The organism is Streptomyces alboniger (assembly GCF_008704395.1).
Lineage (GTDB): Bacteria > Actinomycetota > Actinomycetes > Streptomycetales > Streptomycetaceae > Streptomyces > Streptomyces alboniger.
On the sequence record NZ_CP023695.1, the window covers coordinates 166,785 to 188,934 of the forward strand.

General features: G+C 70.7%; 18 protein-coding genes and 1 pseudogene. 8 read left to right on the plus strand and 11 right to left on the minus strand.

Features of this window, described 5'->3' with window-relative positions:
* The first annotated feature begins 20 nt into the window (after positions 1-20).
* From CP975_RS36185 to CP975_RS00650, 5 genes are all read left to right on the plus strand, one after another.
* Complete coding sequence (locus CP975_RS36185) at positions 21-2,288, plus strand: protein kinase domain-containing protein (protein ID WP_055533337.1); 2,268 nt, start codon at positions 21-23, stop codon at positions 2,286-2,288.
* 330 nt (positions 2,289-2,618) lie between these two features.
* Positions 2,619-3,728 carry an ROK family transcriptional regulator gene (locus tag CP975_RS00635; protein ID WP_199783111.1) on the plus strand — a complete coding sequence of 370 codons (1,110 nt, stop codon included), beginning with the start codon at positions 2,619-2,621 and terminating at the stop codon, positions 3,726-3,728.
* 395 nt (positions 3,729-4,123) lie between these two features.
* Positions 4,124-4,327, plus strand: a complete 204-nt coding sequence (locus CP975_RS00640; protein ID WP_055533341.1) for a lasso RiPP family leader peptide-containing protein — start codon at positions 4,124-4,126, stop codon at positions 4,325-4,327.
* A 17-nt stretch (positions 4,328-4,344) separates the two neighbouring features.
* The gene (locus CP975_RS00645; RefSeq protein ID WP_150476450.1) at positions 4,345-6,255 is read left to right on the plus strand and encodes an albusnodin/ikarugamycin family macrolactam cyclase; all 1,911 of its coding nucleotides are present in this window, start codon (positions 4,345-4,347) and stop codon (positions 6,253-6,255) included.
* Positions 6,252-7,145: a lasso peptide biosynthesis B2 protein gene (locus tag CP975_RS00650; RefSeq protein ID WP_055536476.1), complete on the plus strand. Its 894-nt coding sequence runs from the start codon at positions 6,252-6,254 to the stop codon at positions 7,143-7,145. The genes CP975_RS00645 and CP975_RS00650 overlap by 4 nt, the downstream gene beginning before the upstream one ends.
* A 264-nt stretch (positions 7,146-7,409) precedes the next feature.
* Here the strand turns inward: CP975_RS00650 and CP975_RS34890 are convergent, their stop codons facing one another.
* Positions 7,410-7,568, minus strand: coding sequence for a hypothetical protein (locus CP975_RS34890; protein ID WP_167532651.1), 159 nt, complete (start codon positions 7,566-7,568; stop codon positions 7,410-7,412).
* A 929-nt stretch (positions 7,569-8,497) separates the two neighbouring features.
* Between CP975_RS34890 and CP975_RS00655 the strand changes: the two genes are divergently transcribed.
* Positions 8,498-9,757 (plus strand): serine/threonine-protein kinase, encoded by a 1,260-nt coding sequence (locus tag CP975_RS00655; protein ID WP_281292902.1) that lies wholly within the window; start codon positions 8,498-8,500, stop codon positions 9,755-9,757.
* 50 nt (positions 9,758-9,807) lie between these two features.
* On the opposite strand, the pseudogene CP975_RS35605 reads toward CP975_RS00655, so the two are convergent.
* From CP975_RS35605 to CP975_RS00670, 3 genes and pseudogenes are all read right to left on the minus strand, one after another.
* Positions 9,808-9,993, minus strand: a pseudogene (locus CP975_RS35605) (IS5/IS1182 family transposase); the annotation flags it as partial.
* A 282-nt stretch (positions 9,994-10,275) separates the two neighbouring features.
* Positions 10,276-10,812: a hypothetical protein gene (locus tag CP975_RS00665; protein ID WP_055527775.1), complete on the minus strand. Its 537-nt coding sequence runs from the start codon at positions 10,810-10,812 to the stop codon at positions 10,276-10,278.
* Between the two features lie 484 nt (positions 10,813-11,296).
* Positions 11,297-12,097 (minus strand): hypothetical protein, encoded by an 801-nt coding sequence (locus tag CP975_RS00670; protein WP_055527774.1) that lies wholly within the window; start codon positions 12,095-12,097, stop codon positions 11,297-11,299.
* 142 nt (positions 12,098-12,239) lie between these two features.
* On the opposite strand from CP975_RS00670, the gene CP975_RS00675 reads away from it, so the two are divergent.
* Positions 12,240-12,980, plus strand: a complete 741-nt coding sequence (locus CP975_RS00675; RefSeq protein ID WP_055527772.1) for a TetR/AcrR family transcriptional regulator — start codon at positions 12,240-12,242, stop codon at positions 12,978-12,980.
* A gap of 387 nt (positions 12,981-13,367) precedes the next feature.
* Here CP975_RS00675 and CP975_RS00680 read toward each other — a convergent pair whose 3' ends face one another.
* Positions 13,368-13,979, minus strand: coding sequence for a TetR/AcrR family transcriptional regulator (locus tag CP975_RS00680; RefSeq protein WP_055527782.1), 612 nt, complete (start codon positions 13,977-13,979; stop codon positions 13,368-13,370).
* 96 nt (positions 13,980-14,075) lie between these two features.
* Between CP975_RS00680 and CP975_RS00685 the strand changes: the two genes are divergently transcribed.
* Positions 14,076-14,471 carry a nuclear transport factor 2 family protein gene (locus CP975_RS00685; protein WP_055527770.1) on the plus strand — a complete coding sequence of 132 codons (396 nt, stop codon included), beginning with the start codon at positions 14,076-14,078 and terminating at the stop codon, positions 14,469-14,471.
* Between the two features lie 137 nt (positions 14,472-14,608).
* On the opposite strand, the gene CP975_RS00690 is transcribed toward CP975_RS00685, so the two are convergent.
* The 6 genes from CP975_RS00690 to CP975_RS00715 all read right to left on the minus strand — a co-directional run bounded on the left by CP975_RS00690 (position 14,609) and on the right by CP975_RS00715 (position 22,062).
* On the minus strand, positions 14,609-14,839 hold the full coding sequence (locus CP975_RS00690) for a hypothetical protein (protein ID WP_150476452.1): 231 nt from the start codon (positions 14,837-14,839) through the stop codon (positions 14,609-14,611).
* 57 nt (positions 14,840-14,896) lie between these two features.
* Entirely contained in the window at positions 14,897-15,721 is an 825-nt protein-coding gene (locus CP975_RS00695) for an MBL fold metallo-hydrolase (RefSeq protein WP_055527769.1), read from the minus strand.
* Positions 15,714-16,586 carry an NAD-dependent epimerase/dehydratase family protein gene (locus CP975_RS00700; protein ID WP_055527767.1) on the minus strand — a complete coding sequence of 291 codons (873 nt, stop codon included), beginning with the start codon at positions 16,584-16,586 and terminating at the stop codon, positions 15,714-15,716. The genes CP975_RS00695 and CP975_RS00700 overlap by 8 nt, the downstream gene beginning before the upstream one ends.
* Before the next feature lie 120 nt (positions 16,587-16,706).
* The gene (locus CP975_RS00705) at positions 16,707-19,526 is read right to left on the minus strand and encodes a helix-turn-helix transcriptional regulator (RefSeq protein ID WP_070321149.1); all 2,820 of its coding nucleotides are present in this window, start codon (positions 19,524-19,526) and stop codon (positions 16,707-16,709) included.
* Between the two features lie 696 nt (positions 19,527-20,222).
* Entirely contained in the window at positions 20,223-20,693 is a 471-nt protein-coding gene (locus CP975_RS00710; protein WP_055527764.1) for a MarR family winged helix-turn-helix transcriptional regulator, read from the minus strand.
* 58 nt (positions 20,694-20,751) lie between these two features.
* Complete coding sequence (locus CP975_RS00715; protein WP_055527762.1) at positions 20,752-22,062, minus strand: SgcJ/EcaC family oxidoreductase; 1,311 nt, start codon at positions 22,060-22,062, stop codon at positions 20,752-20,754.
* Between the last annotated feature and the right edge of the window lie 88 nt (positions 22,063-22,150).

A 22,150-nucleotide genomic window follows, 5' to 3' on the forward strand; every position in this document is an offset into this window, starting at 1 on the left:
CCCATGAGTTGAGGATTCGCATGCTCACGCCTCTGCCGCCCGGTGCCGCCCGCCACATCGGCCCCTACCGTCTCCTCGCCAGGATCGGTGCGGGCGGCATGGGTGAGGTGTTCCTCGCCCGGCGTGACCAGGGGCAGCTCGTCGCCGTCAAAGCCGTCCGGCAGGAACTCGACGTGGATCTGGACGACGCGTTCCGTGTCCGCTTCCGGCGGGAGATGGCCGCCGCTCGCGCGGTCACGGGACCGTTCACCGCCGCTCTCCTGGACGGCGACGCGGAGGCCCGACTGCCCTGGCTGGCAACGGAGTACGTGCCGGGGCCCTCCCTCGCCGACGCGGTCGCGCGCTGCGGTCCACTTCCGGTGAAGTCGGTTCGGGCGCTGGGGGCGGGGTTGGCCCGGGCGCTCGCCGTGGTGCACGCGGCGAGGGTCCTGCACCGTGACCTGAAGCCGGGGAACGTGCTGCTCACACCCGAAGGCCCCCGCCTGATCGACTTCGGTATCGCGCGGGCCTTCGAGGCGACGGCCCTCACGATGACGGGCGTGCTCGTGGGCACACCGGGCTTCATGGCACCGGAGCAGATCGAGGGCTCACACGCGGTCGTCCCCGCATCGGACGTCTTCTCACTCGGCGCGGTCCTGTGTCACGCCGCCACAGGCCGCGGCCCTTTCGACGACTCGGAGCTGGCCTCGGTCGTCTTCCGCATCTCCCAGGGTGACGCGGACCTCTCCGGGGTGCCGGACGAGCTGCGCGGCATCGTCGCCGAGTGCCTGGCCACCGATCCGGACCGCCGCCCCACGCCGACCGAGCTCGCCGAGCGCCTGGCCGACGGCACCGCGGCCACTCCTTTCCCCTGGCCCTCCGACGCGCTGTCACTGTTCGCCGAGTACCGATCCGCCGCGGCAGCATTCGAGCGGTCCGAGTTCGAGCGGTCCGGGGCGGGCGAGCCTCCCCCGCCGCAAGCGCCGCCCGCCTTGGGGGCGTTCGGTCCCGCGCCGGTTCTCAAGCGGCGCCGATTGCCTTGGGTCGCGGCGTCCGCCGCGGCCGCCGTGGTGGTCGCCGTGGCGGGGGTGATGTTGCCGGACGCCCTCAGGGACGATCCGGCGGGCACTCCCGCCGCGGGCTCACCGCCGGATGCCGGCTCGGCGTCCGGTCGTGTGGTCACCGCCTTGGGCAACCAGGGCCGTTCCGGGGAGTTCGGCGCGTCGGCCGTGCGCGAAGACGCGCTCCCCGATGGCTGGCGGCCGTGGTCGCGCAAGAAGCCGAAGGGCGTGGACAGCATGGGCAAGGGCTGCGTCATCGTGCGGTCCACGCTCGTGTGCCGGGACGGGTGGGGCGCCGCGATTGCCCTGGACGCCGCGACCGGCAAGGACCGCTGGAAGGCGCCCGGCTTCTCGGGGAAACCGAGTGGCATCCAGGAGAACCCTCCCGAGACCGACGGCGAGCGGGTCTTCGTCCCCAGCGAACTGGGGGTGACCGGCCTGGACGTGGCGACGGGCGACGAAGTCTGGCGGCACGAAGCCCCTGCGCACGCGGGAGTGGTATCCGTGGCGTACGCGCAAGGGGTGGTGTACACGGCCGAGTTCAACAGGCGGGCCGCGCCCGAGCCGCGCACCACCGTGCTGCGGGCCCGGCGTGCGAGCACCGGCAGGCAACTGTGGAAGACCAGCGTCGACGGCAAACCCCAGGGCGCGCTGCTCGTGCGGAGCGGCCGGCTGTACACGGCCCTGGAGGGCGGCGGCGTCCTCTCCCTCTCCACCCTGGCAGGCGACGAGAAGGCCAGGGTGCCGGAGCCCGCGTGCAGCGGCCTCATCGGCTACGCGGGCGCGATCCTGTGCTGGTCCGTGGAGCACGAGGGCGTGCGCGTGCTCGACAGCGGCACTCTTGCCTCCCGCCGCACGATCGGGGCCACGAAGGAGCCCGACATCGCCCCGGTCGTCGGGGAGAAGGGAGTTCTGGTCATCGCGAGCACCGACGAGAGGGCCGAACTCCCGGACCGCCTGACCGCGTACGACTGGAAGTCCGGCAAGAAGCTATGGGACCTCCCGGCCCGCGGCAATCCCAGCGCCCTCGGCCTCTCCCGCGACCGGCTCCTGTCCGTCGGCTCCTACGAGATCCGTACCGTTCCCCTCGACGGTGACGCGGAGAACGTCACCCAGCGGACCGTTCCCACGACCGACACGAAGGCGATCGACGGCGTGGCGGACACCTTGACGACGCCGCTCTACCTGGGCGGTGCGATCTTCGCGGAGTCCATCGAAGGGCGCCTCGTCTCTGGCCGCGCCCTCTGATTCGATCAATAGATGAGCATCCTGACCAAAAACACCCACGCCAACGACTTTCTCTAGAAAATTTCAGCCAATTACGAACCTCCAGAGAGGTCGCCGACACACATCGGAGCGCTCGGAAGTCCCATCGGCCACCTCACTGCCACTTAACTATTCGAAGCCAAAGCCGGTTCGAATTGAAGGTTCGGCTGGTATTATTTGCTCTTCGATCTAAAAAATCGAGATGCGGATACCGGGGCTGGGGGGCCAATGGCGAACGCGGACGATCTCTTTGGCCGGCTGCCTGAGGCCGGCCCCACCCGGGCAGCCAACCGCAGGAAGGTCCTTCTCGCCGTGGCGATCAAGTCCGGCACCCAGGCCGACATCGCGCACCGCACCCTGCTCTCGCAGGCCACCGTGTCGGCCGCGGTCCGCGAACTCGCGGAGGTCGGCCTCGTACCCGCCACCAAAGAGCGCGGCAAGGTCTGCCTCTCAGCTGTGAACGACGTCGGCGTGGGCGTGCACCTCGGGTTCAACCACATGACCGTGGTCGCCCGCAGACTCGACAAGGAATTCGACCAGGTGACCTCGCGGGTCAGCTCGGAAGGCGTCAGCAGGGGCTGGTCCCGGGCTCTGCCCGAGGTCAGGCAGATGATCGACGAGGCGATCGAAGGAACACAGCGGCGCCGCTCCGACGTGTTCTCCCTCGGCATCGCCGTACCCCGGATGATCAACCCGCGCACCGGCGGCTTCACCCCGCCGATCCTCCCGCCCTGGCGGGACGGCGACGACCCGGTGAAAGACCTGGGCACCTGGCTGGGCGTGCGCGCTTTCATCGACAACGACGCCAACCTCGGCGCGTTGGCCGAACAGACCTACAGCACACGGGAACACGCCGAAACGGTGGTCTACGTGAAGGCGTCGACGGGTGTCGGCGCCGGCATCATCGTGCACAACAGCGTGCTGCGGGGCCACGGCGGCATGGCAGGGGAACTAGGTCACCTCACCGTGGACCCGCACGGCGCGGTCTGCCAGTGCGGTGGACGCGGCTGCCTGGAGACGGTGATCGGCGCCGACGCGCTGATCGCGCAGGTCCGTACCGCGCGGGCCCGCAACAGCGCGCCCCCACCGGAGACGCTCGAACAGGTCATCGCAGCCGCCCAGGCACAGGACGCGGTCTGCATGCGGGTGATCCACGACGCCGGCCGGCTCCTGGGGCAGTCACTGGCCCAGCTGTGCAACCTGCTCAACCCCGACCTCGTCGTCATCGGCGGGCAGCTCGCCCAGAGTCCGCTGCTGCTGGAGGGCTGCAAGGAGTCCTTGCGTCGTTTCGCGCTGCCCGGCGCGGTCGCCGAGGACTCCAAGTTCGTCCTCGGCCTCAGCGAACTGGACACCCGGGCCGAAGCCCAGGGCGCTTTGATCCTGGGGCTTCGCGGCATGGAGCACCCGGCCAACAACATGTAGACACCCGACTGTCGAACTCGTATCTCACCCGCCAAGGCACTTAGGGAGATACTCGATGGCCAACGAGCCGCCCAAGCCCCTCTCTTCTTCGATACGGCACTGTGGACCCGCTGTCACTGCCGCGCTCGTTCAAATGAGTGAGCGCCGTTGATCGAATGAGTCGCCCTCCCGTCAGCGGACCAGTGGGAGAGAGCGGAAACCCTTCTGCCGCCAGGAAACAAGGGCGGGAACTGCCAGGCCGGAGCACCTGCGATCACGGGCCGATTCGGCACCAGGAGCGGCTGGAGAATCGCTACACTTTGGGGCTCCGACGACGCCGGGATGGCCGGCGCACGCGTCCTTCCCGTTCCGATCCTTTTCCGGGGCAGCTGATGCCCCTGACCCGAGGCGGCCTCATGAACTACGAGCCCATTGCCGTATCCCCGTACGAGGATTTCGGATATCCGCGACAATCGGTGAAGGCCGGGGCCGCGCCGTCCCCCGAGGAAGCGGCAGCCTACGAACCGCCGATGGTGGTCGACCTGGGGCATGTCCGTGAGGTGGCGCTGGGCAGCTCCCCCAGCGGGTGCGCCGATGCCAATGCCCAGTACTACTACTGATATTCCGGACATCTCTCATGCCCCGACCCGCGGCCCCCGCCGCAGCCACGGACCCGCGCTGCCCGTCTCCTGTCCTTCCCCCTCCCGACGGGCCCACCATCGCGGGACTGCTGTCACCGGCACCTCCCCCGGCGCCGCGTGGAGCCACCCGGCTGTGGCCAGGCGAACCCCTGCTCTGGTCCTGGGGGCCCTGGCACCCCGGTGAGGTCCGCACCGTACAGTGCGCACACGCCCGGCTGGCCGCCGTCGGCCAGTGCCTCGCCGATGAAGTGACGATGCGTCATGATCTGCGGCAGGCCGTGCAGGACGGCCACTGGGAACGCCTGACCCGATGGCCCGGCGCCTACCTGCTCATCGTGCTCCAAGACGACGGCCACCTCACCGCATATGTCGACCCGGCGGGCCAGTTTCCCCTCTACTACGGGCGCCAGGGCCCCAACACGGTTCTGTCCACCCGGGCGAGGACGGCGGCGGCCCTGTCCGGAACAGCCGGCCGGCCCGATACGGCCGTGCTCGCCGCGCACATCGTCTGCCCCGCGGTTCCCGAACTCACGGAAGGGCGCACAGCGTACGACGGAATCCGCCGGCTCGGTGGCGGCCAGGCCCTGAGAGTCGCTCCTTCCGGCGGCTGCACCCATTGGACGTACGAGGACCTCGCCCCCGATCCCGGCACGCGGTTCGAGGACAGCGCGGCCCAGTTACGCTCGGCCCTCACGCGCGCCGTCACCCTGCGCACCGACAGCGCCCCACGCATCACCTCGGACTTCAGCGGCGGCCTGGACTCCACCTCCCTGGCCTTCCTGGCCGCCCGCACCACCGGCCGACCGCCCCTGGACGCCTTCGTCTACCACCACCCCGGCGCACCCGCCGGCGATCTCGTCCACGCCCTGGTCCACGCCGAGCAGGCACCATCGATCCGGCTCACCGTGACCCGTGGCGGTGAGGACTCCCTGCCCTACAGCGACCTGCCCGAGCACGGCTCTGCGGACCAGCCCGATCCGGCAGCGGCCATCGGCGCCCGACAACGGCTGCGACTTGACCACATCGCGCGCGGCGGGCCCGGCCTTCACCTGACCGGCGAGGGCGGCGACGCACTACTGGCCGCGCCCCCCTCCTACCTCGGTGACATCGCGGCCACCGCCGGACTGCGCAGACTCCTGAGCGACGGGCGCGCGCTGGCCCGCATACGTCAACTCTCCCCGGCCGACGTCATTCTGCGGGCCAGGCGCCTTGCACGAACTCCCCTGCACCAGGCGATGAGCAAACTCGCATCCGATCTCGACGAGCCCCTGGACCACCCGCCGCGGTGGGCGGACGCGGTTGCCTGGTGGCCGGCGCCGGGACCGGAGACGGCCTGGCTGACCACCAGAGCACGTCGGCACCTGGCCGAGCTGGCCGAACTCGCCGAGGAGCGTGCCCGATCGGCCGGCCCCGCATCCCCTTCAGCGCCCGCGACACCGGGCACCCGGGCAGTCCTGTGTGAGCTGCGCACCTCCGCCGCCGTGCAGGCTCAGTTCACCTCCACAGCCCGCGCGTTCGGCATCTGGCCACACGCTCCCTTCCTGGACAGCGAGATCGTACGAGTCTGCACCCGCCTCCCCTTGCCGCACCGGATCGACCCGTTCACCGCCAAGCCGCTGCTGGCGGCCGCCCTGACCGGCCTGGTTCCCGACCCCGTACTGCGGCGCAGGACCAAGGGCGACTACGCGGCCGAGAACTACCGCGGCGCCCGCCGCTCGGCGACACAGATCAGAGCACGGCTCCTGCGATCCCCGCTGGCCGAACTCGGAATCATCGAACCCTCGCGGGTGATCGCCTCGGTCGAACGGGCGGTCGCGGGTCTGCCCTCACCCTTCCCAGCGCTCAACCGCCTGCTCGGCGCGGACCTGTGGCTGACGGCCGGCGACAGCGGGCAGGAGCTGTCATGACGCGGCTGAGCGTGTCCGCGTACGTTCGCGAGAGCACCTCACCGCACGGTGGCAGCGTGCTGCTGGACGTGCGGTCCGGCCACTGCTTCGCGATGAACTCCATGGCTCATACCCTCTGGCAGGAATGGCACCGCAGCGGGGACTTCGACTCCGCGGTACTGGTGTTGGCCGGCCGCTACCCGCACGTGCGGCACGACCGGATCCGCGAGGACGCCCGCCGCCTCGCCGACGACCTGATCAGCCTTGGCCTCCTCGCCGCACACACCCCGAGCCGGACGGCCCCCGCGGCGGGACACCGCACCTACCCGAACCCGGCGGCCGACGCTGCGCCTCCCCCGGCGGAGCGGACACCGGTGACCGCGGGCCGGCGTCCGGACGGTCACGAATCCGCCTGGCACCCCCCACCGCAGCGCGAGGTTCCGCCCGACACCGAAGTGCCCCTGGCCGCGGCCCAGATGACCATGGCCGCCGAACCGGTGCGGGGCGAACGCGACCGCTCCCTTCGCGGCGCCGTGACCGCGCTACTCGGCCTGCTCGCACTCCTCGGCGCTCTGCTGCTGATCCGGCTGCCGTTGAGAACCGTCTCCCGTACGGTGAGCTGGACCGCACGCATCTGGTGCCGGCGGGAGGCCACACCGGCGCAGGCCTCAGCCTCCCTCGCGACGGTGCGCCGGGCAGCCCGGTGGTACCCCGGACGCGCCGCCTGCCTGGAATTGTCCCTGGCCACGCTCGGGGTCCTGGCCCTGACCGGCCGGCGTGTGGTGTGGTGCGTCGGCACGGCGGACGACCCCTACCGTTTCCACGCGTGGGTGGAGGCACAGGGAGTCGCCATCGCCTCACCTGACGAGTACGGCGACACGGAATTCCGCCGTGTTCTCTCCGTGAGCTGATGAGTTGGACAGAGTTGATGAGTTGGGCAAACCGGCTGCTGGAACCGGGCCTTCCACGGCTGTCACAGCCTCTTCCCACCGCCGTGTTCAATTCGCACACGCCCGACGCCTGCCGGGATCCTTACCGGATAGTTTCAAGAACGCCATGGAGAATTCGAGCGGATTCCCCTTCATCGGCCAGACTTTGTGCGCTAGCCTGACAAAGAGAAGGGGCGGTCACCGGTCTCCCGGCAACCGCCCCCGTTGGAGGGACCTGCTCACCCCTCAGACGCGCGGCAACAGCGCGTCGACCAGCGTCGTGTCACCGTCTCCGCGAGTCATCACACTCAGGAACACGAGGACCATGACGATGATGACCACTCGCACGTGCTGCCAGCGCACAGAGACCGAACAGCGGGTGGTCATCGTCATCTTCATACCCATGTGACTTCACCTCACCTTCCCCACGCGTCGACACCGGTGCCCGGCAATTCGGGAATACGGCAGCGACTCCGCGTAAGGAACAGTGTTCCCGTCAACCTGCCGCAAGACAATGGCCTTTGACGCGCCCCCACGTGCCCCACGAGCCCCAGTCCGAGGGAATCCCCTCCTCGTCGCACTTCAATTTACCTATCCACAAAGAGTGATGAATGCCGTCGCGACGTGAACCGAAAATTGAGACCGCTCTCCGCGCCGGGCCCCACCTCAGCGGACACCACAGGGCAGCCGGTCTCGCACTGCCGAACCGCCAGCGAGCCTTCCCGCACCCCCAGCCCCCACCGGGGCACGCCCTGCACCAGATTCGAAGGCAAACGCAGAGTGAACACCGCTCGCCCTCATCGAATAATGCGGCGCATGCCTCGCAGCGAGGCCGTTACCGCGTACGGGCCAGCACCCCAAGCACGCTTGAATGTGATGGAAGTCACATGCCCCGTAGGTCTCCAGAGAGACGTCTACGACATTGCGGGGCCGTCCTCGCCGACGGGGAACGCGCAGGCGGGCCGCGACGTCAGTGAACAGGTCGGTGCGTCGCAGGCCTGGCCTGCCGGGAGCAACGGCTCGATCCGCGCCACCTGCGCGTCAGTTAGCGGCATCCGCGGACCAACGGCCGACTGATCCCAAAACTGCCTGTGACGCCGGGGCCTCCTAGGCCCCGGCGTCATACTGCACACCGTGCAGCGCGTTCTCCTTGAGCCTCTCGTCAGCCTCCCGGTAGCCGCATAAGAGATCATCTCATTTGGCTGGCTTCTGAGGCGTGGTGAGGGTCAGTGAGCGGCTGGTGGCCTTGGGTCCCTACGCAGCCGTGGTGACCTGCTCTAGATTGGCCATCTCATCGACTCTGGTGACGCTAGGGGGATTGGGTGCAGCAGGGTATGGCCGTCGGGAGCCGCTACCGCGTGGGACGCCTCCTTGGCAGGGGTGGCTTGGGTGAGGTCTGGGAGGCGACGGACCATACCCTCGGCCGACGGGTCGCCATCAAGTTCGTCACCGGCGTCACGCAGTACCCGGAGGCGGCTCAGCGGTTCGCCCGTGAGGCCCGCACGCTCGCCTCGCTCCGCCACGGCAGCGTCGTGACCGTTCACGACGCCGGAACGGCCGACCACGACAACCAGCCCCTGCCTTACCTCGTGATGGAGTTGCTGGACGGCGCCACCTGGGAGTTCTCGCACGTGGACTCGGTCGTGGAGACCGGGGCGCACTTGGCGGACGTTCTCGCGCACGTCCACGCAGCGAAGGTTGTGCACCGGGACATCAAGCCCGCCAACATCATGATCTGTGCCGACGGGCGCACCGTGCTGATGGACTTCGGCATAGCCCGGGACGACGCCTCTCTCACCCGCACAGCCACCACCACCGGAAGGTACTTCGGCACCCCCGGCTACATGGCCCCCGAACAGCTCCAGGGCCGTGCCGCCACACCCGCCTCGGACGTCTACGCCCTGGGAATCGTCCTGATCGAGAAGCTCACCGGCCACCGACTGCCCGTCACGCAGCTCATGCCCCAGGTCCAATCCTCCATCTGCGAGCCCGTACTGGCCCTGCTCGCCCGGATGACCGCCGCGCGTCCCGAGGAGCGGCCCACCGCCGCCGAGTGCGCTTCGCTGCTGCGCGCGTCCAGCACGACCACGACATCGCGGCGCGTGCCGTCCACGAGGCGGGAGCGGCTGGAGCGGCTGGGCCCGCCGGCGGCGCTGCTGGCGCTGCACACGATCATTTTGTTCCGGCCCGCTTACAGGCCCGGGTACTGGAACCCGAGCGACAGCGTTATCGAGTCGTTCGGCAAACGGATCGTCTACGCGGAGGAAGAGGACTTCTTAGAGTGGAACGCACGAGCCTGGGGAGCCTTCACCACCGTCGGAGCCGGCGTCGGGGTGGCGACACTGCTGGTGGCGGTCACGCTGCTCGTTCTAGGTTCCCGGGTACCCACGCGGCTGGCGGGCTACGGCGCAGTGGCGCTCACCGTTGTGTGCCTCGGCTGGCAGGCCACATCCAACCCACCCTATGAACCCAGCACAGACTCAGGCCCCCCGGTCGCCTTCGGCCTGTGGCTCTTCTACCTGGTGACGGCGCTGACCATCGCCATGTACGTCTACCACGATGTCCGTGCCCGCCGGGTCAGCGCACGGCCATAGACCACGGCCGCACAGAGTCGGCCGACGATGTCCTCCGGGCAGCGGCCGGAAAATTCTGCGAGCCAGGCTATGGTCCGCTCGAGGGTCCAGCGGTGGCGGCCCAGCTTCTGGGAGGACTCAACTCCACTGCGGGCGATGCGGGGCGTGATGCGACGTTCTCTGAGCCATTTCCGCAGGGGGTTGTCGTAAGCCTTGTCGGCATGGAGTTTGGCAGGGCGGCGGCGCCGCGGGCCGGCCCTCGGAGCTCGATGAAACGGTCGATGGGCTTGCCCGCTCCGGGCCCTTCGGCAAGAGGCGAGGTCTTGTGCGATCCCCCCCCCCCCCCCCCCCCCCCGCGGCCTCGTCTTCGCAGGGATCAACAAAGCCCGCCTTCCATGCCCTCGGACCGGCTGGCCGGCGACCTTGGCCACGCGCGGAACGGCTTCCAGCGCTTCGTGATGGTGCTGGTCTGCGTCCACGCGCTCAGCGGCACCGACATGCGCCACCTGCTGCCGTCCAGACCGCGGGCACGAGCAAGCTCAGAGGTGCTTGCTCACCCAGGGGAACCAAGATGCCTGATTCTCAACCCACTCGTTCGACGCCTCGTCCCAAGTGAACGTCTTGCCGGCATGCGCAGCGTCGCCGAAATCGAATTCAAGCAGGGCGATCTTGGCGTCATCGGGCAGATCGGGGTCGACCAGCATCCGTACCCTCCCGTTCGGACCTTTGACGAACAGCTGGTAGTGACCTGGTGATCTGGTGAACTCCATACGGACCCGGCTGGTCGATTCAGCCAGCGACTGGCCAAGGCGTTCTCCCAACTTCGTGCCCAATGCCTCTGCCATCGGTCCGACAACCTTGGCGAGGGCATACCCCCCGACGATGTAGAAGACTGGGATACTCGACCAGTCGATCCCCATGCTCGGGTAGCGGCCCCTGGAATGCGCTTCACGGACTGCTGCAGAAACCCGGGCTTGTTCTGCGTCCATGGCCGCACAGTACTTGCTGGTGGCCATCTCCTCGATGGCGTCCCAGTCGTCGCCGCGGGCGACTCGATCGGTGAGGTCTAAGTCCATAGGGCAAGTATGGAGTTCCTCCGAGGTGCGGAACCAGGCCGCCTCCAGCCGTGGCCAACTCGCCGAGGTCGGAAAACGCGTGCTCGGTTTCGGCCTGGGCACGGATGCGGGCGGCCTGCGGGCATCTCCGGTGGTGGCGTTTGCCGATGCCCCGGGCGACGTCTGATTCACGGCTCCCAACTCGTGCGCGAGACCCTAGAGTTCACGGACTCGCGTACGGGTCCCCGTTGCCTGACGCTCAGGTTCCTGGAACCTGCGCGCCTTCGCCTGCGGCGGGAACATGTGGCCGAACTCGACCTCCGCCCCGTCTGGAAGGACGCGCCCCTGGCGCTCCGCGTCACGGCGACCGAGCGTGACGACGCCGATTATTGCTGCGTCGCACCAAGGAACGCCAAGGCCCTGATGGGCGCCCAGCAGGGCCTTGGCGTTCCTCCATGAGGCGCCGCACCGGCACTCAAACGCTCACTGAGCGGGCAAGGCCGTGTCAGGCGCCGAGGGGTTCCTGCGGCGGGACCGTCGGGAGCGGGTGGACCGGCGCCGCGGGGTAGGCGGAGGGGGCTCCGCCGAGCACGCGGGACTCGGGAAGCCACATGGCCAGGATGAGGCTGGTCCGGTCGAAGACCTGGGCGGCGCCCAGCGCATCCGGCAGCAGCTGGCCCGGGGACGGCGTACGCGCCAGGGCGTCGAGTGAGCGGGCAGCCGCTTCCCCCGGGGTGTCCGCTGCAACGCGGGCGGCCACGGTCAGCACGCCGATCTGCTTCTCTTCGGGCTGGTGCAGCAGCCAGACGCTCGCCGCCCCCGCGGCACCGGCGTGGTCGCGCAGCGCGGGCCAGGACTGCTCCAGCAGCCGGGCGGCATTCGCGGCGTCGCCGTCGTAAGTCCAGCGCTCGAAGCGGTTTACGTGGTGCGTGGTAGCCAGCGGGGTGAAGTCGTGGGCGCCGGTGACGCGCCAGATGTGCCGGTCCACGTCCAGGAAGAACGGGCGGTCCCAGAACTTCACGCCCTCCTCGAACTCCAGCTCGTTGCTGGTGAAGTCGTCGTAGTCGAGGACGTTGTCCCAGGTGTCGAAGAGGTAGCGGCCGCCGATCTGCGGCGTGCCCGCAGCGGAGTCGAAACGCAGCGGCGTGTACTTGTGCCGCATGCCGGGCCGTATGTCCATGCTGCGCCGCTCGATTTCGAGCATGTCGACCAGCTTCTGGACAGGCAGGTCGCCCGGAATCTCGAAGTCGGAGGTGAAGGCGGCCTCCGCCGCGATCGGACCGGTCTCGTAGCCGCGGATGTCCATGGTGGTTCTTCCTTTCGGGCCGGGTGCCCGCCGACCGCAGGTGCGGGGGCTGCCACCCGGAGGGGTACGCCATCGAACGTAACCGAACGCTGCTCAATAAACAAACACCGTTCAGTTTCCGATCGGGTGTACCCTCGGGCGCATGGATACCCCGCCCCAGCCGACCCGCCGTGAACGCCTCCGCGCCTCGACGCTCCGGGAGATCAAGACGATCGCCTCCCGGTTCCTCGCCGAGGGCGGGGCCGGCACGCTGTCGCTGCGCGCTGTCGCCCGCGAGATGGGCATGACGCCAGCGGCGCTGTACACCTACTACGACACCCGGGATGATCTGCTCGCCGCGCTCGCCGCCGATGCCTACAGCGCACTGGCCGAAGCTCTCGAGCAGGCACGTGGCACCCTCCCCGTGGAGGACACGGCAGGCCGCCTGGTCGCCCACGGGCTGGCGTACCGGGAGTGGGCCCTCGCCCATCCGCACGAGTTCCGGCTGCTGTACGGCGAGGCACCCGCCGGGCACCCGGCATCCCCCTCCGTCCAGGCCGCAGCCCAGGCCGAGCACCGCCTGTGCCTGGGGCTCCTCGGCCTGGTCGCTGCGGCCTGGCCGCTCACCTGCGCGCTCCAGGACGCCGAGGACTACGCCTGGGAGGACTTCGACGCCGGGTTCGTCCCCCCGGCCCGGACGGCACACCCCGAGCTGCCGCCGTCCGCCCTCGCCGTCACACTGCGCGTCTGGGGCCGGATGCACGGCCTGGTCGCGCTGGAAGTGGCCGGCCTCCTCGGCCCCCGCGCGCGCGACGCGACCCGGCTGTACCGCGACGACCTGCGCGACCTCGCCCGGTCCCTGGGCCTCCCCCCTGCACACCCCCTGCCCACCGCCCCCGTATAGCCGACTGAGGCGAACCACGCACCCGATAGGGAAAGTCGGGCAGGGAGTTTGCGTGCTGGAGGACGCCGCGGGTCAGAGGGTTCAGGGCGCCGTGGATGGCGGTGCGCAGGGCGGTGATGCTCGTGGTCAGGGCCCCGGAGCGTACGGGCGCCTAATCCGGCAGATCAGCCGAACAGGGGAACGCTCGACGGGAGTCGAGACCGTGGGCCGGCCGCTACAGCCGTGCGCCTAGAGGCCCCCAGCCCTGGGATGGCGATCTCGCAAGGCTCGATCATCTTCGCGCCTGGCGATCCTCACGGGCCAAACCAAGCATGCAGCGATGGCGGATCTGGCGGTCGACACCGACCGCGACACCGTCAGCCGCCTGGAAGCATTCAAGCGGGCTGATCACGCCTGACGTGAGTTGTCCGTGGTTACTGCGGCTGAGGGGAGCCCGGCGTCGACGATGTGTTCGGCGAGTTCGCGGACCGCCGCGGCGGGCGGGCGGTCCTCGGGGCGGGCCGCGCCGGTGGCGAGAAGGCCGTCGACGAGGATGAGCAACTGGTCGGCTGCGAAGTCGGGGCGCGCGTGTCCGAGGGCGGCGAGTTCGGCCGTGAACAGCCCGTGGAGGGTACGCCGGTAGGTCCGCGTGACCTCGTGGCCGGGGTGCTCCCGGTCGGTGAGCGCGAGGTCGGCTGCGAGGTAACGGCAGCCTTGGAAGTCCGGCTCTGCGGCGATGCGGCCGAGCCGGTCGACGACCGCGAGGAGCCGCGTCCGCGGGTCGTCGCCCGCTGCGTCCATGGTGGCGCGGTACTCGGCCACGTCCTCGGCGGTGCTGCGGCGCAGCACCTCGGCGATCAGTCCGTCCTTGCCGCCGAAGTGCTCGTACAGGGAACGGCGTGCGACGCCGGCCGCCTTGAGCAGCGCGTCCACGCCGACGCCGACGCCATGGGTGTACGTCAGCTCCTGGGCGGCGAGCAGCAGGCGTTCGCGGGGGCCCGGCTTGGTCGAAGCGGTCATGGCGTGATTGTGCAGCACTTGACGCGGTAGATCAATCGGTCTATCTATATGGGGCAGAGGGTAGATCGACTGGTCTATCTCATTCGAGGAGGCGTCATGTCCGTACGCAGCACCGCCGAAGTCATCGACCGTTTCAACCGCGCGTTCACCGACCGTCAGGCCGCCCTCCTGACCGACCTGATCGCCGAGGACTGCGTCATGGAGAGCGTCCAGCCCGCGCCGCGCGGGGAGCGGGTGGTCGGGCGCCAGGCCTGTACCGAGTGGTGGACGGCCCTCGTCGAGGACCTCACCTCGCAGTTCACGCCCCAAGAGGTGATCGTGGCGGGCGACCGCGCGACGATCGTGTGGACCTACCGCTTCGGGGACGGCCCCGATCAGTGGGTGCAGGGCGTCAACGTCATGCGCGTGACGGACGGCCGGATCGTGGAGGCCCTCGGCTTCAGCAAGACGGCTGGCGAGGTCCCGCTGGCCGCGGAGTCCGACGACGCGTGAAGCGGCATCGAACCGTTCACAGTGCTGTCGTATCAGCGCACGCGTTGGATATCGGCATGACTCTGCTGGACAAACATGCTGGCTGAACTGCCACAACCTCGCGAGGGGCCGGGCGTTGCGCCCGGCCCTTCGGTCTGTCAGCCGGCCGTTCCGCCCTCATTGCGGATCAACTGCTGGAGCACCTTCAGCGTGGTGACGTAGTCCGCGTCGTCGGTGCCCTCGTGGATGGTTGCGTGGATCGCTGGGGCTGGGTGTGGCCCTTCACAGCCTGCGGGGCCCGGACGTACGCGATGAGCGCCTCGTAGGCGAGTCCAGTACGCGGCGGGCTGTCCGGCGAGTTCGGCATCAGGGATCTGCTGGGTCGTCATGAATTCTCTCCTTCTTATACTTCAGGAATACACCGTGTCGACGACCGGCACTCCCTGTCAGCCGCTCGGGACCGTGGCCTGGGCGAAGCGGAGGTAGCGTTCGACGGACCGGGCCAGGACCTCGTTGCCTTGGGAGGTGACGACGCGGTGCCACCAGGCGCCGTAGATCCGCTCGAAGCGGTAGCCAGCGAGCAGGTCGGCTGCCGCTCGGACCGCGTGGGGGCGCTCGGGAATGTGGTTGGCGTAGCTGTACATGAGGGTCACCCAGCGGCCGTCCGGGCAGACGTTGACCACGTCGCCGGTGAACAGCGCCCCCTCCCCCGCGCTCCAGTGCAGCACCGCGCTGCCCGGGAAGTGCACGCCCGGGTTGATCAGGGTCACCTCGTCGGTGAGCTGAAGCGTGCGCCCGCTCCAGAACCGCACGGCCGGGTCCGGTCGGCCCACCCACTGCCGGTCGGCCTCGTGCAGATGGACCGGCGCGTCGAAGGCGTGCGCCCACTCCACCATCGAGGAGTAGAAGTGCGGGTGGCTGATCGCGATGTGGTCGATGCCGCCGACTTCCTCGATGGCCCGCACCATCGCGTCGTCGAGGTACGGCACACAGTCCCACAGCACGTTCCCGGCGGCGGTACGCAGCAGCAGGGCCCGCTGGCCGATGGCGAACTGCGGGGTGACGCCGACGCCGAGCACGTCGGGCCCCTCTTCCTCGAAGCGGCCGGTGTGGCCCGCCTCGCGCAACCCAGCCAGCGTCGTCCACTGCTGGCCGCCCTGGCCCACGTACTGCCGTTCGTCCAGACAGACAGGGCAGTCGGGGCGCGGGGCGGTGTACTGGGTACCGCAGACGCGGCAGATCGGGGGTGTCAGGACGGCGGTGTCAGCCACGGGTGCCTCCGGCGAGTTCGGTGAGGACGTTCGGGCGGCTCGGCTGCCAGCCCAGCTCTTCGCCGGCGCGCCGTCCCGACACCACCTGGTCGAGCGCGAGCGCCTCGGCGAACGGCTCCCCGAGCGCCTCGGCGGCTTCCGCGAACGGCCACGGCTCGGCCCGGCCGACGCCGCCCGCGGCGATGTCGGCGGCCGCGGCGACGGCCGCCGCCGGGACGGACTCCCACGCCACGCCGTGCAGGAGGTCACCGGAGTGGCCCTTGGTGAGCGCGAGGACGTACAGCTCGGCGAGGTCGTCGACGTGGACCATCGGCCACCGGGTCGCGACCGGGCCCACGTAACGACCCGCGCCGTGCTCCCGCGCCCAGCCGGTCATCAGGGCGGGAATGCCGCCGTCCCGGCCGTACGCGATGCCCGGGCGTATCACCACGGCCCGCACGTCGTCCCCGGCGGCGGCAAGCACCCGCTGCTCGATCCGCGGCCGATAGCCGACAATCGCGATCGGGTCAGTAGCGGCATCCTCCGTCGCCGGGGCGTTGCCGGTGGCGCCGAGCACCCACACGCCACTGGTGTAGACGAACGCCCGGCCCGTGCCGCGCAGCGGTGCGAGCAGCGCGTCCAGGGCGGCGGTGTCCACCGCCTCGTCGCCGGTCGGCGTGGCCAGGTTCACCACCGCGTCCACGTCGTCCGTCACCGCCGCGCGAAGCGACGCCGGGTCGGCCAGATCGCCGACCCGCACCGGCACGTCCGGATGCAGCTCGGCCGCGCTCTTGACCAGGGGCACCACGTCGTGGCCCTCCCGCGTCAGGCACGACACCACCGCGGAGCCGATGTAACCGGTGGCACCCAGTACCAGAACCTTCATGAGCCCTCCCAGGCAGACGTTCTTCCAACACCAGAACCGTAGGATCCGCGCCGGTGCCTGCGGATCCGTCGAACGACCAGGGTCCTTACCAGGGTTCACGCCCGTGACGGGGCCGAGAGGTCAGGCCAGGCTGAGCGCTCCCAGGGCGGCCCGCGACGTCACGCCGAGCTTCGGGTAGGCGTTGGACAGGTGGTAACCGACCGTGCGCGGGCTGAGGAAGAGCCGTGCGCCGATGTCCCGGTTGCTCAGGCCCGTCGCCGCGAGCCGGACCACCCGCAGTTCCTGCGCGGTCAGCCGGCCTGCGAGATCCGCGTCCGCCGCCGGCGCGGACGGGGTGGCGCCGACGGCCCGCAACTCCGCGCGTGCCCGGTCCGCCCACGCGGCGGCCGGCATCCGCTCGAACGACTCCAGCGCTACGGTCAGCGCCTCCCGGGCGTCGGCCCGGCGCTTCGCCCGGCGCAGCCACTCCCCGTACAGCAGCCGCGTGCGCGCCTCCTCGAACGGGCGGCCGTCCCCCGCATGGGCGGCGAGCGCCCGCTCATAGAACTCTCCCGCCGCGTCGTCGGCGGCGAGCAGGGCGCGGCAGCGGAGTTCCACCGCCCTGGCCCACGCGGTCCCGGTGGCATCGGTCCAGCGCGTGAACCGCTCGGCGGCCGGCCCGGCGTCGGTGGCCCGGTCGATCCGGACGGCGGCCTCCACCTGGTCGGGCAGGCTGTGCACGGAGACCATCAAGTGCCGGTGCGGTCCGCCGGTCAGGACGGCGAAGCGTTGCAGCGCCCGGTCGTAGCGGCCGACCCCGAGATCGAACAGGCCCTGCGCCCGGGTCAGCCAGAACGGGGCCGGCGCGACACCGGGGCACAGGTACCGCCCCGCCCGCCCGGAAGAACCCTGTTGGTCCCCGCCGTCCCGCCGTTCGCGCGCTCCTGTGTCATCCGGTTCTTCCCCGTCGAGGGCGGCCAGCACCGCCAGGACGCCGCTGAGCATCGTGGCGAGATGGCTCTGACCGGTGTCACGAGCGATCTCCAGTCCCTCGACCGCCGTCGTGTACGCGTCCCGGTGCCGGCCCAGGAACAGCCGCAGCCGCGCCAGCCGCAGCAGCACCCGCGGCAGCACCCCGACGGCACCCTCCACCCGGCACTCCCGCTCCAGGGCCACGGCCTCGTCGTGCACCGTGCGGTACTCGCCGAGCAGCATGTCCCATCCGTGCAGCCGCACCTGATCGGTCAGGCTGCGCTCCTGCCTGGTCCGCACGACGTGCTCGGCGAATTCCCGTATTGGTGCCGCCCCGCCCGCCAGATCACCCGCCAGTGTGTCGAGCACCCCGGCCGCACCCCGTTGTACGGGATGCTCGCCGAAGTCCAGACCGGCCACCCTCGCGCGGGTGTCCCGGGCCGCCGCGACCGGGTCCGGCGCGTCCCAGGCCATCGCGGCCGACTCGAACAGCAGCCACGCCCCCATGGCGGGACGGTGCGCCGTCACCTCGGCAGTCGCCTCGACGAGCAGCAGCCGCGCCGACTCCGCGCGGCCGCGCCCGTGTTCGAGCGCCGCCCGGACGCTGGCGAGCCGGGCGATCGCCGACGGACTGCTCACCGGCCCCGCCTCGTCGGCGAGCGTCCCCGCGAGCTCCGCCTGTCCGGCCTCGGCGGCGGCGGCCGCCGCGGCGGCCAGCCGCAGCGCCCGGGCATCCTGGTCCTCGGTCAGTTGTGCGGCCCGCCGGTAGGCCGCGGCGACCGCCGCCCGGCCGCCCCGGGAGCGGAACAGCTCGGCGCTGCGCTCCAGTTCGGCGGCGACCGCCTCGTCGTAGCCGACGGTCGCCGCGGCCAGGTGCCAGGCCCTGCGGCCCATGTCCCCGGCGGCCGGCGCGACGTCGGCGAGCGCCCGGTGAGCGGTCGTCCGCTCGGCCAGCACCGCACCCTGGTACGCGGCGGCCCGCACCAGCGGATGCCGGAACACCAGCCGACGTCCGGACACCCTCACCAGGCCCGCCGCCTCCGCCGGCCCGAGGTCCCCGGCAGCCGCGCCCACCCGTTCCCCCGCCGCCATCACCAGCGCCACGTCGCCGGTGTCATCTGCTGCGGCGACGGTCAGTAGCAGACGGGTCGGCGCGGGCAGCGCCCGGATCCGCTCGTCGAAGATCCGCCGCACCCGCCACGAGGCCGGCAACACGGCGATCTCCCGCGCGTCCAGCGGCTCGCTCCCGTCCCGCTGGGCCGCCGTCAGAGCCCCCGCCAGCTCCACGAGGGCGAGCGGATTGCCCTGCGCGAGCCCGAGGATGCGGCTGCTCACGGTGGTATGCAGGTCGGGCGCCCGATCTGCCAGCAGCGCCGCCCCCTCCTCATCGGTCAGTGGCCCGAGGTGCAGCATCGGCAGGCCCGGCGCACCGTCGAAGACCGCCGAATCCTCATGCGCGGCGAACACCATGGCCACCCGCCCCATCCCGAGTCGGCGGGCCGCGAACAGCAGCGCGTCCACGGTCTCCAAGTCCAGCCAGTGCGCGTCGTCCACCAGGACCACGACCGGGCGTTCCTCGGCCAGCTCGTCGAGCAGGCCCAGCGTCGCGGCTCCGACCAGGAAGCGGTCCCCGGCGGGCACGTCATCCGGCGCGATCGCCCCGCGCAGCGCCGTCAACTGACGCTCCGGCAGGCTCCTGGCCCGGTCGAGGGCGCCCCGGAGGAGCACTTGCAGACCGGCGTACGGCAGCGCCGCCTCCGAGTGGACCCCCGTGCACCGCAACAGCCGGGCTCCGTCCGCGCCCGCCGAGGCGCACCGGTCGAGCAGCGCCGTCTTGCCCGACCCTGCCTCGCCTGTGAGAACCACGGCCCCACCCCGGCTCTGCCAGGCTCCCTTCAAGAGCCCGTCGAGCACTTCCCTTTCGTGGTGCCGGCCGCTGAGACCGGCGGGCCCCCGGTCGGCGGCCCTTGTCCGGACCGCTTCGGTCATTCGCGCTCTTCCCTTACTCCGGACGCCGCACCTTGAGGTGGACGTGGCTGACGATGTCATGGGTCCGACGGTCACGGGCCCCGGCCCGACGGAGCGGTAAGAGCGCCTTGCCGAGTGGGCCGTATTCGGCTGTCAGAGACGCGGGCCGCCGCGCGGCGAAGCCCGGGCGCCCGCCGCCGTCATCGGTGAATCGCATGTGGGGCACAGGCCCCAGGTCGCCGGCACCCGACCGCTCCTGGCCGTGGCGCCGGGGTCGGCTGTGAGCACGGCGACAACCCGCCCCAGGGAGGCGGGCGTCTCCGCGTCGGCGAAGTCGGGATCGTGGCCACGGCGCCCCGTCAGTTCGCCTCGGTGACGCCCAATTTGTTCGAGCAGCGCCTCCGCGGCCTGGGCATCCGCGGAACGGAGCACCGACGGCTTCGCGAGGTCGGATGACCCAGCCGCGGTAGCGCGGTGTCACCGTCGGCTACCTCCACGTCCCGAGGCGGCACCGCTCCCCTGGTCGGTCGGCCGACAGAGTCGGCAACTGCCGGGTGGAGTCAGGCCGACAGGGGTGTCCAACGGCGCCTGCCGTAGGCGAGGCCGAGCCGCACAGGCCAAGCGGGAACGGGCCGGTCAGCTCCGGCCGGGTGGGCCACGCAGACCGGCCGCGCCCCGCGCCGAGTCGCCAAAGGCGGGGCGTCCAGGGCCCTCGGCCTATGAGGGGGCCGTCCCGCCCGCGTTGTGGATCAGCTGACCGAGCACCCTCAGCGCGACGACGTAGTCCCCGTCGTCGATGCCCTCGTGGAGAGCGGCACGGATCGCGGGCGCATTGCCCGCAAGGTCGACCCGGGCCTGCTCCCCCTCCTCCGTGAGCCACAACCGGTCCTCGGCGTCCCGTCTCAGCCAGCCGCGCTTCTCAAGCACCGCGGATTCTGCCTCCAGGTCGTCCTCGGGCCGGATGTACGACCTCATCGCCTCCCGCAGCTCGGCCACGGTCATCCCCGCGCCATCGGGCGATATGTCATTCACCGACAGGTTGCGCAGCAGCCAGAACTGGGGCTGGGTGTAGCCCTTCTCCAGCTGCCGGGCCCGGGTGAACGCGATCAGCGCCTCGTAGGCGACACCGGTCCAGTATGCGGCGGGCTGTCCGGCGAGTTCCTTATCGGACATCGACTGGTTCATCATGGAATGTTTCCCCTGCTGTATCGAGCGAGAATCCTGCGTCACAAGCCGTGCTGGGCCGTCAGTCGGCCACGACGGTGTTCTGGGCGGCGCCGACGCGCCAGGTGCCGTCCTCCTTGACCAGGATGTAGAACGGGCGGCCCTCGGGACGGTCGGTGATCCGGGTGCCGTCGTGGCGGACAGGCTGCTGGCGGACGTTCACCGCGGCGACGTCGGGCTTCAAGAACAGCACGCGCTCGACGTCGTAGACGGCGGTGGACTCGGCCATGGCACCGGGCAGCACCTTGCGGGTGAAGGTCTCGATCTCCTCGAAGCCCGACAGGCGCTTGCCGTGACCGGTGGTCCACACCGGGTCCTGGCGGCGAAAGACGCTCAGGAACCGGTCGACCAGCTCGTTCTGCTGGGCCTGCTCGACCTCCGCCACCACACGGCGGATCGCGGCCACCGCGGTGTCGGTCTCCGGGCCTTCGGGGGCGCCGAACACCTCGACCGGCCGGTACGAACCCGTCGTCAGTTCGGCCACGGCACCCGGCCGGCCCGGCTGCCAGCCGAGGGCGGTACGGGCGGCGGCGCCGCTGACGCTCTGGTCGAGGGCGAGCGCTTCCGCGAAGAGCGGGCCGAAGACCTCGGCGGCCTGTTCCACCGGTACTACCTGCGGGGCGGCGAGCACTCCGGCTGCGCGGCCGGCGGCCCGGGCGAGGTCACGGACCGGGACGGCCGACTCGCCGACGCCGTGCCAGACGGTGCCGGGCTCGGCCCGTTCGACGGCGGCCACGAACAGCTCGGCCAGGTCGTCCACGTGGACGGTCGGCCAGTGCACCCCCTCCACGCCGTAGTACTCGGGCGTCCCCTGCCGGCGGGCCCGGTCGACCAGGATGGCGGGGATGCCTCCGCCGCGGCCGTAGACGATGCCGGGCCGGACGACGACCGCGCGCACACCCTCAGCGACCTCGGCCAGCACCCGCCGCTCGATTTGCGGGCGGTAGCCGACGATGTCGATCGGATCGGTCGGGGTCTCCTCGCCGACCTCCTGGGCGTCGCCGGTGGCGCCCAGCACCCAGACGCCACTGGTGTAGACGAAGGGACGTCGGGTGCCGCGCAACGGGGCCGCCAACGCCTCGATGACGGCGATGTCCACGTCCACGTCACCGCTCGGAGGAGCCAGATGAATCACGGCCTCGATCTCCGGGGTCACCGTACCGGCCAGCGAAGCCGGGTCCGCGGTGTCGCCGACCACCTGGGCGTGCCAGCCCCGGCCGGGCTGCGGCTCGGCGCCCCGGGTGAGCGCGACGACCTGGTGGCCGGCGGCGACGAGGTGGTCGGTGACGGCGGAGCCGATGTAGCCGGTAGCACCGGTGAGCAGAACCTTCATGATGTTCCTGTCTTGATGAACGAGATGATTCATCTCGTTTTTGGGTGGTGTGGTGACTTGCTCCGAACCCGCGCGGTGCGCGCGGGAT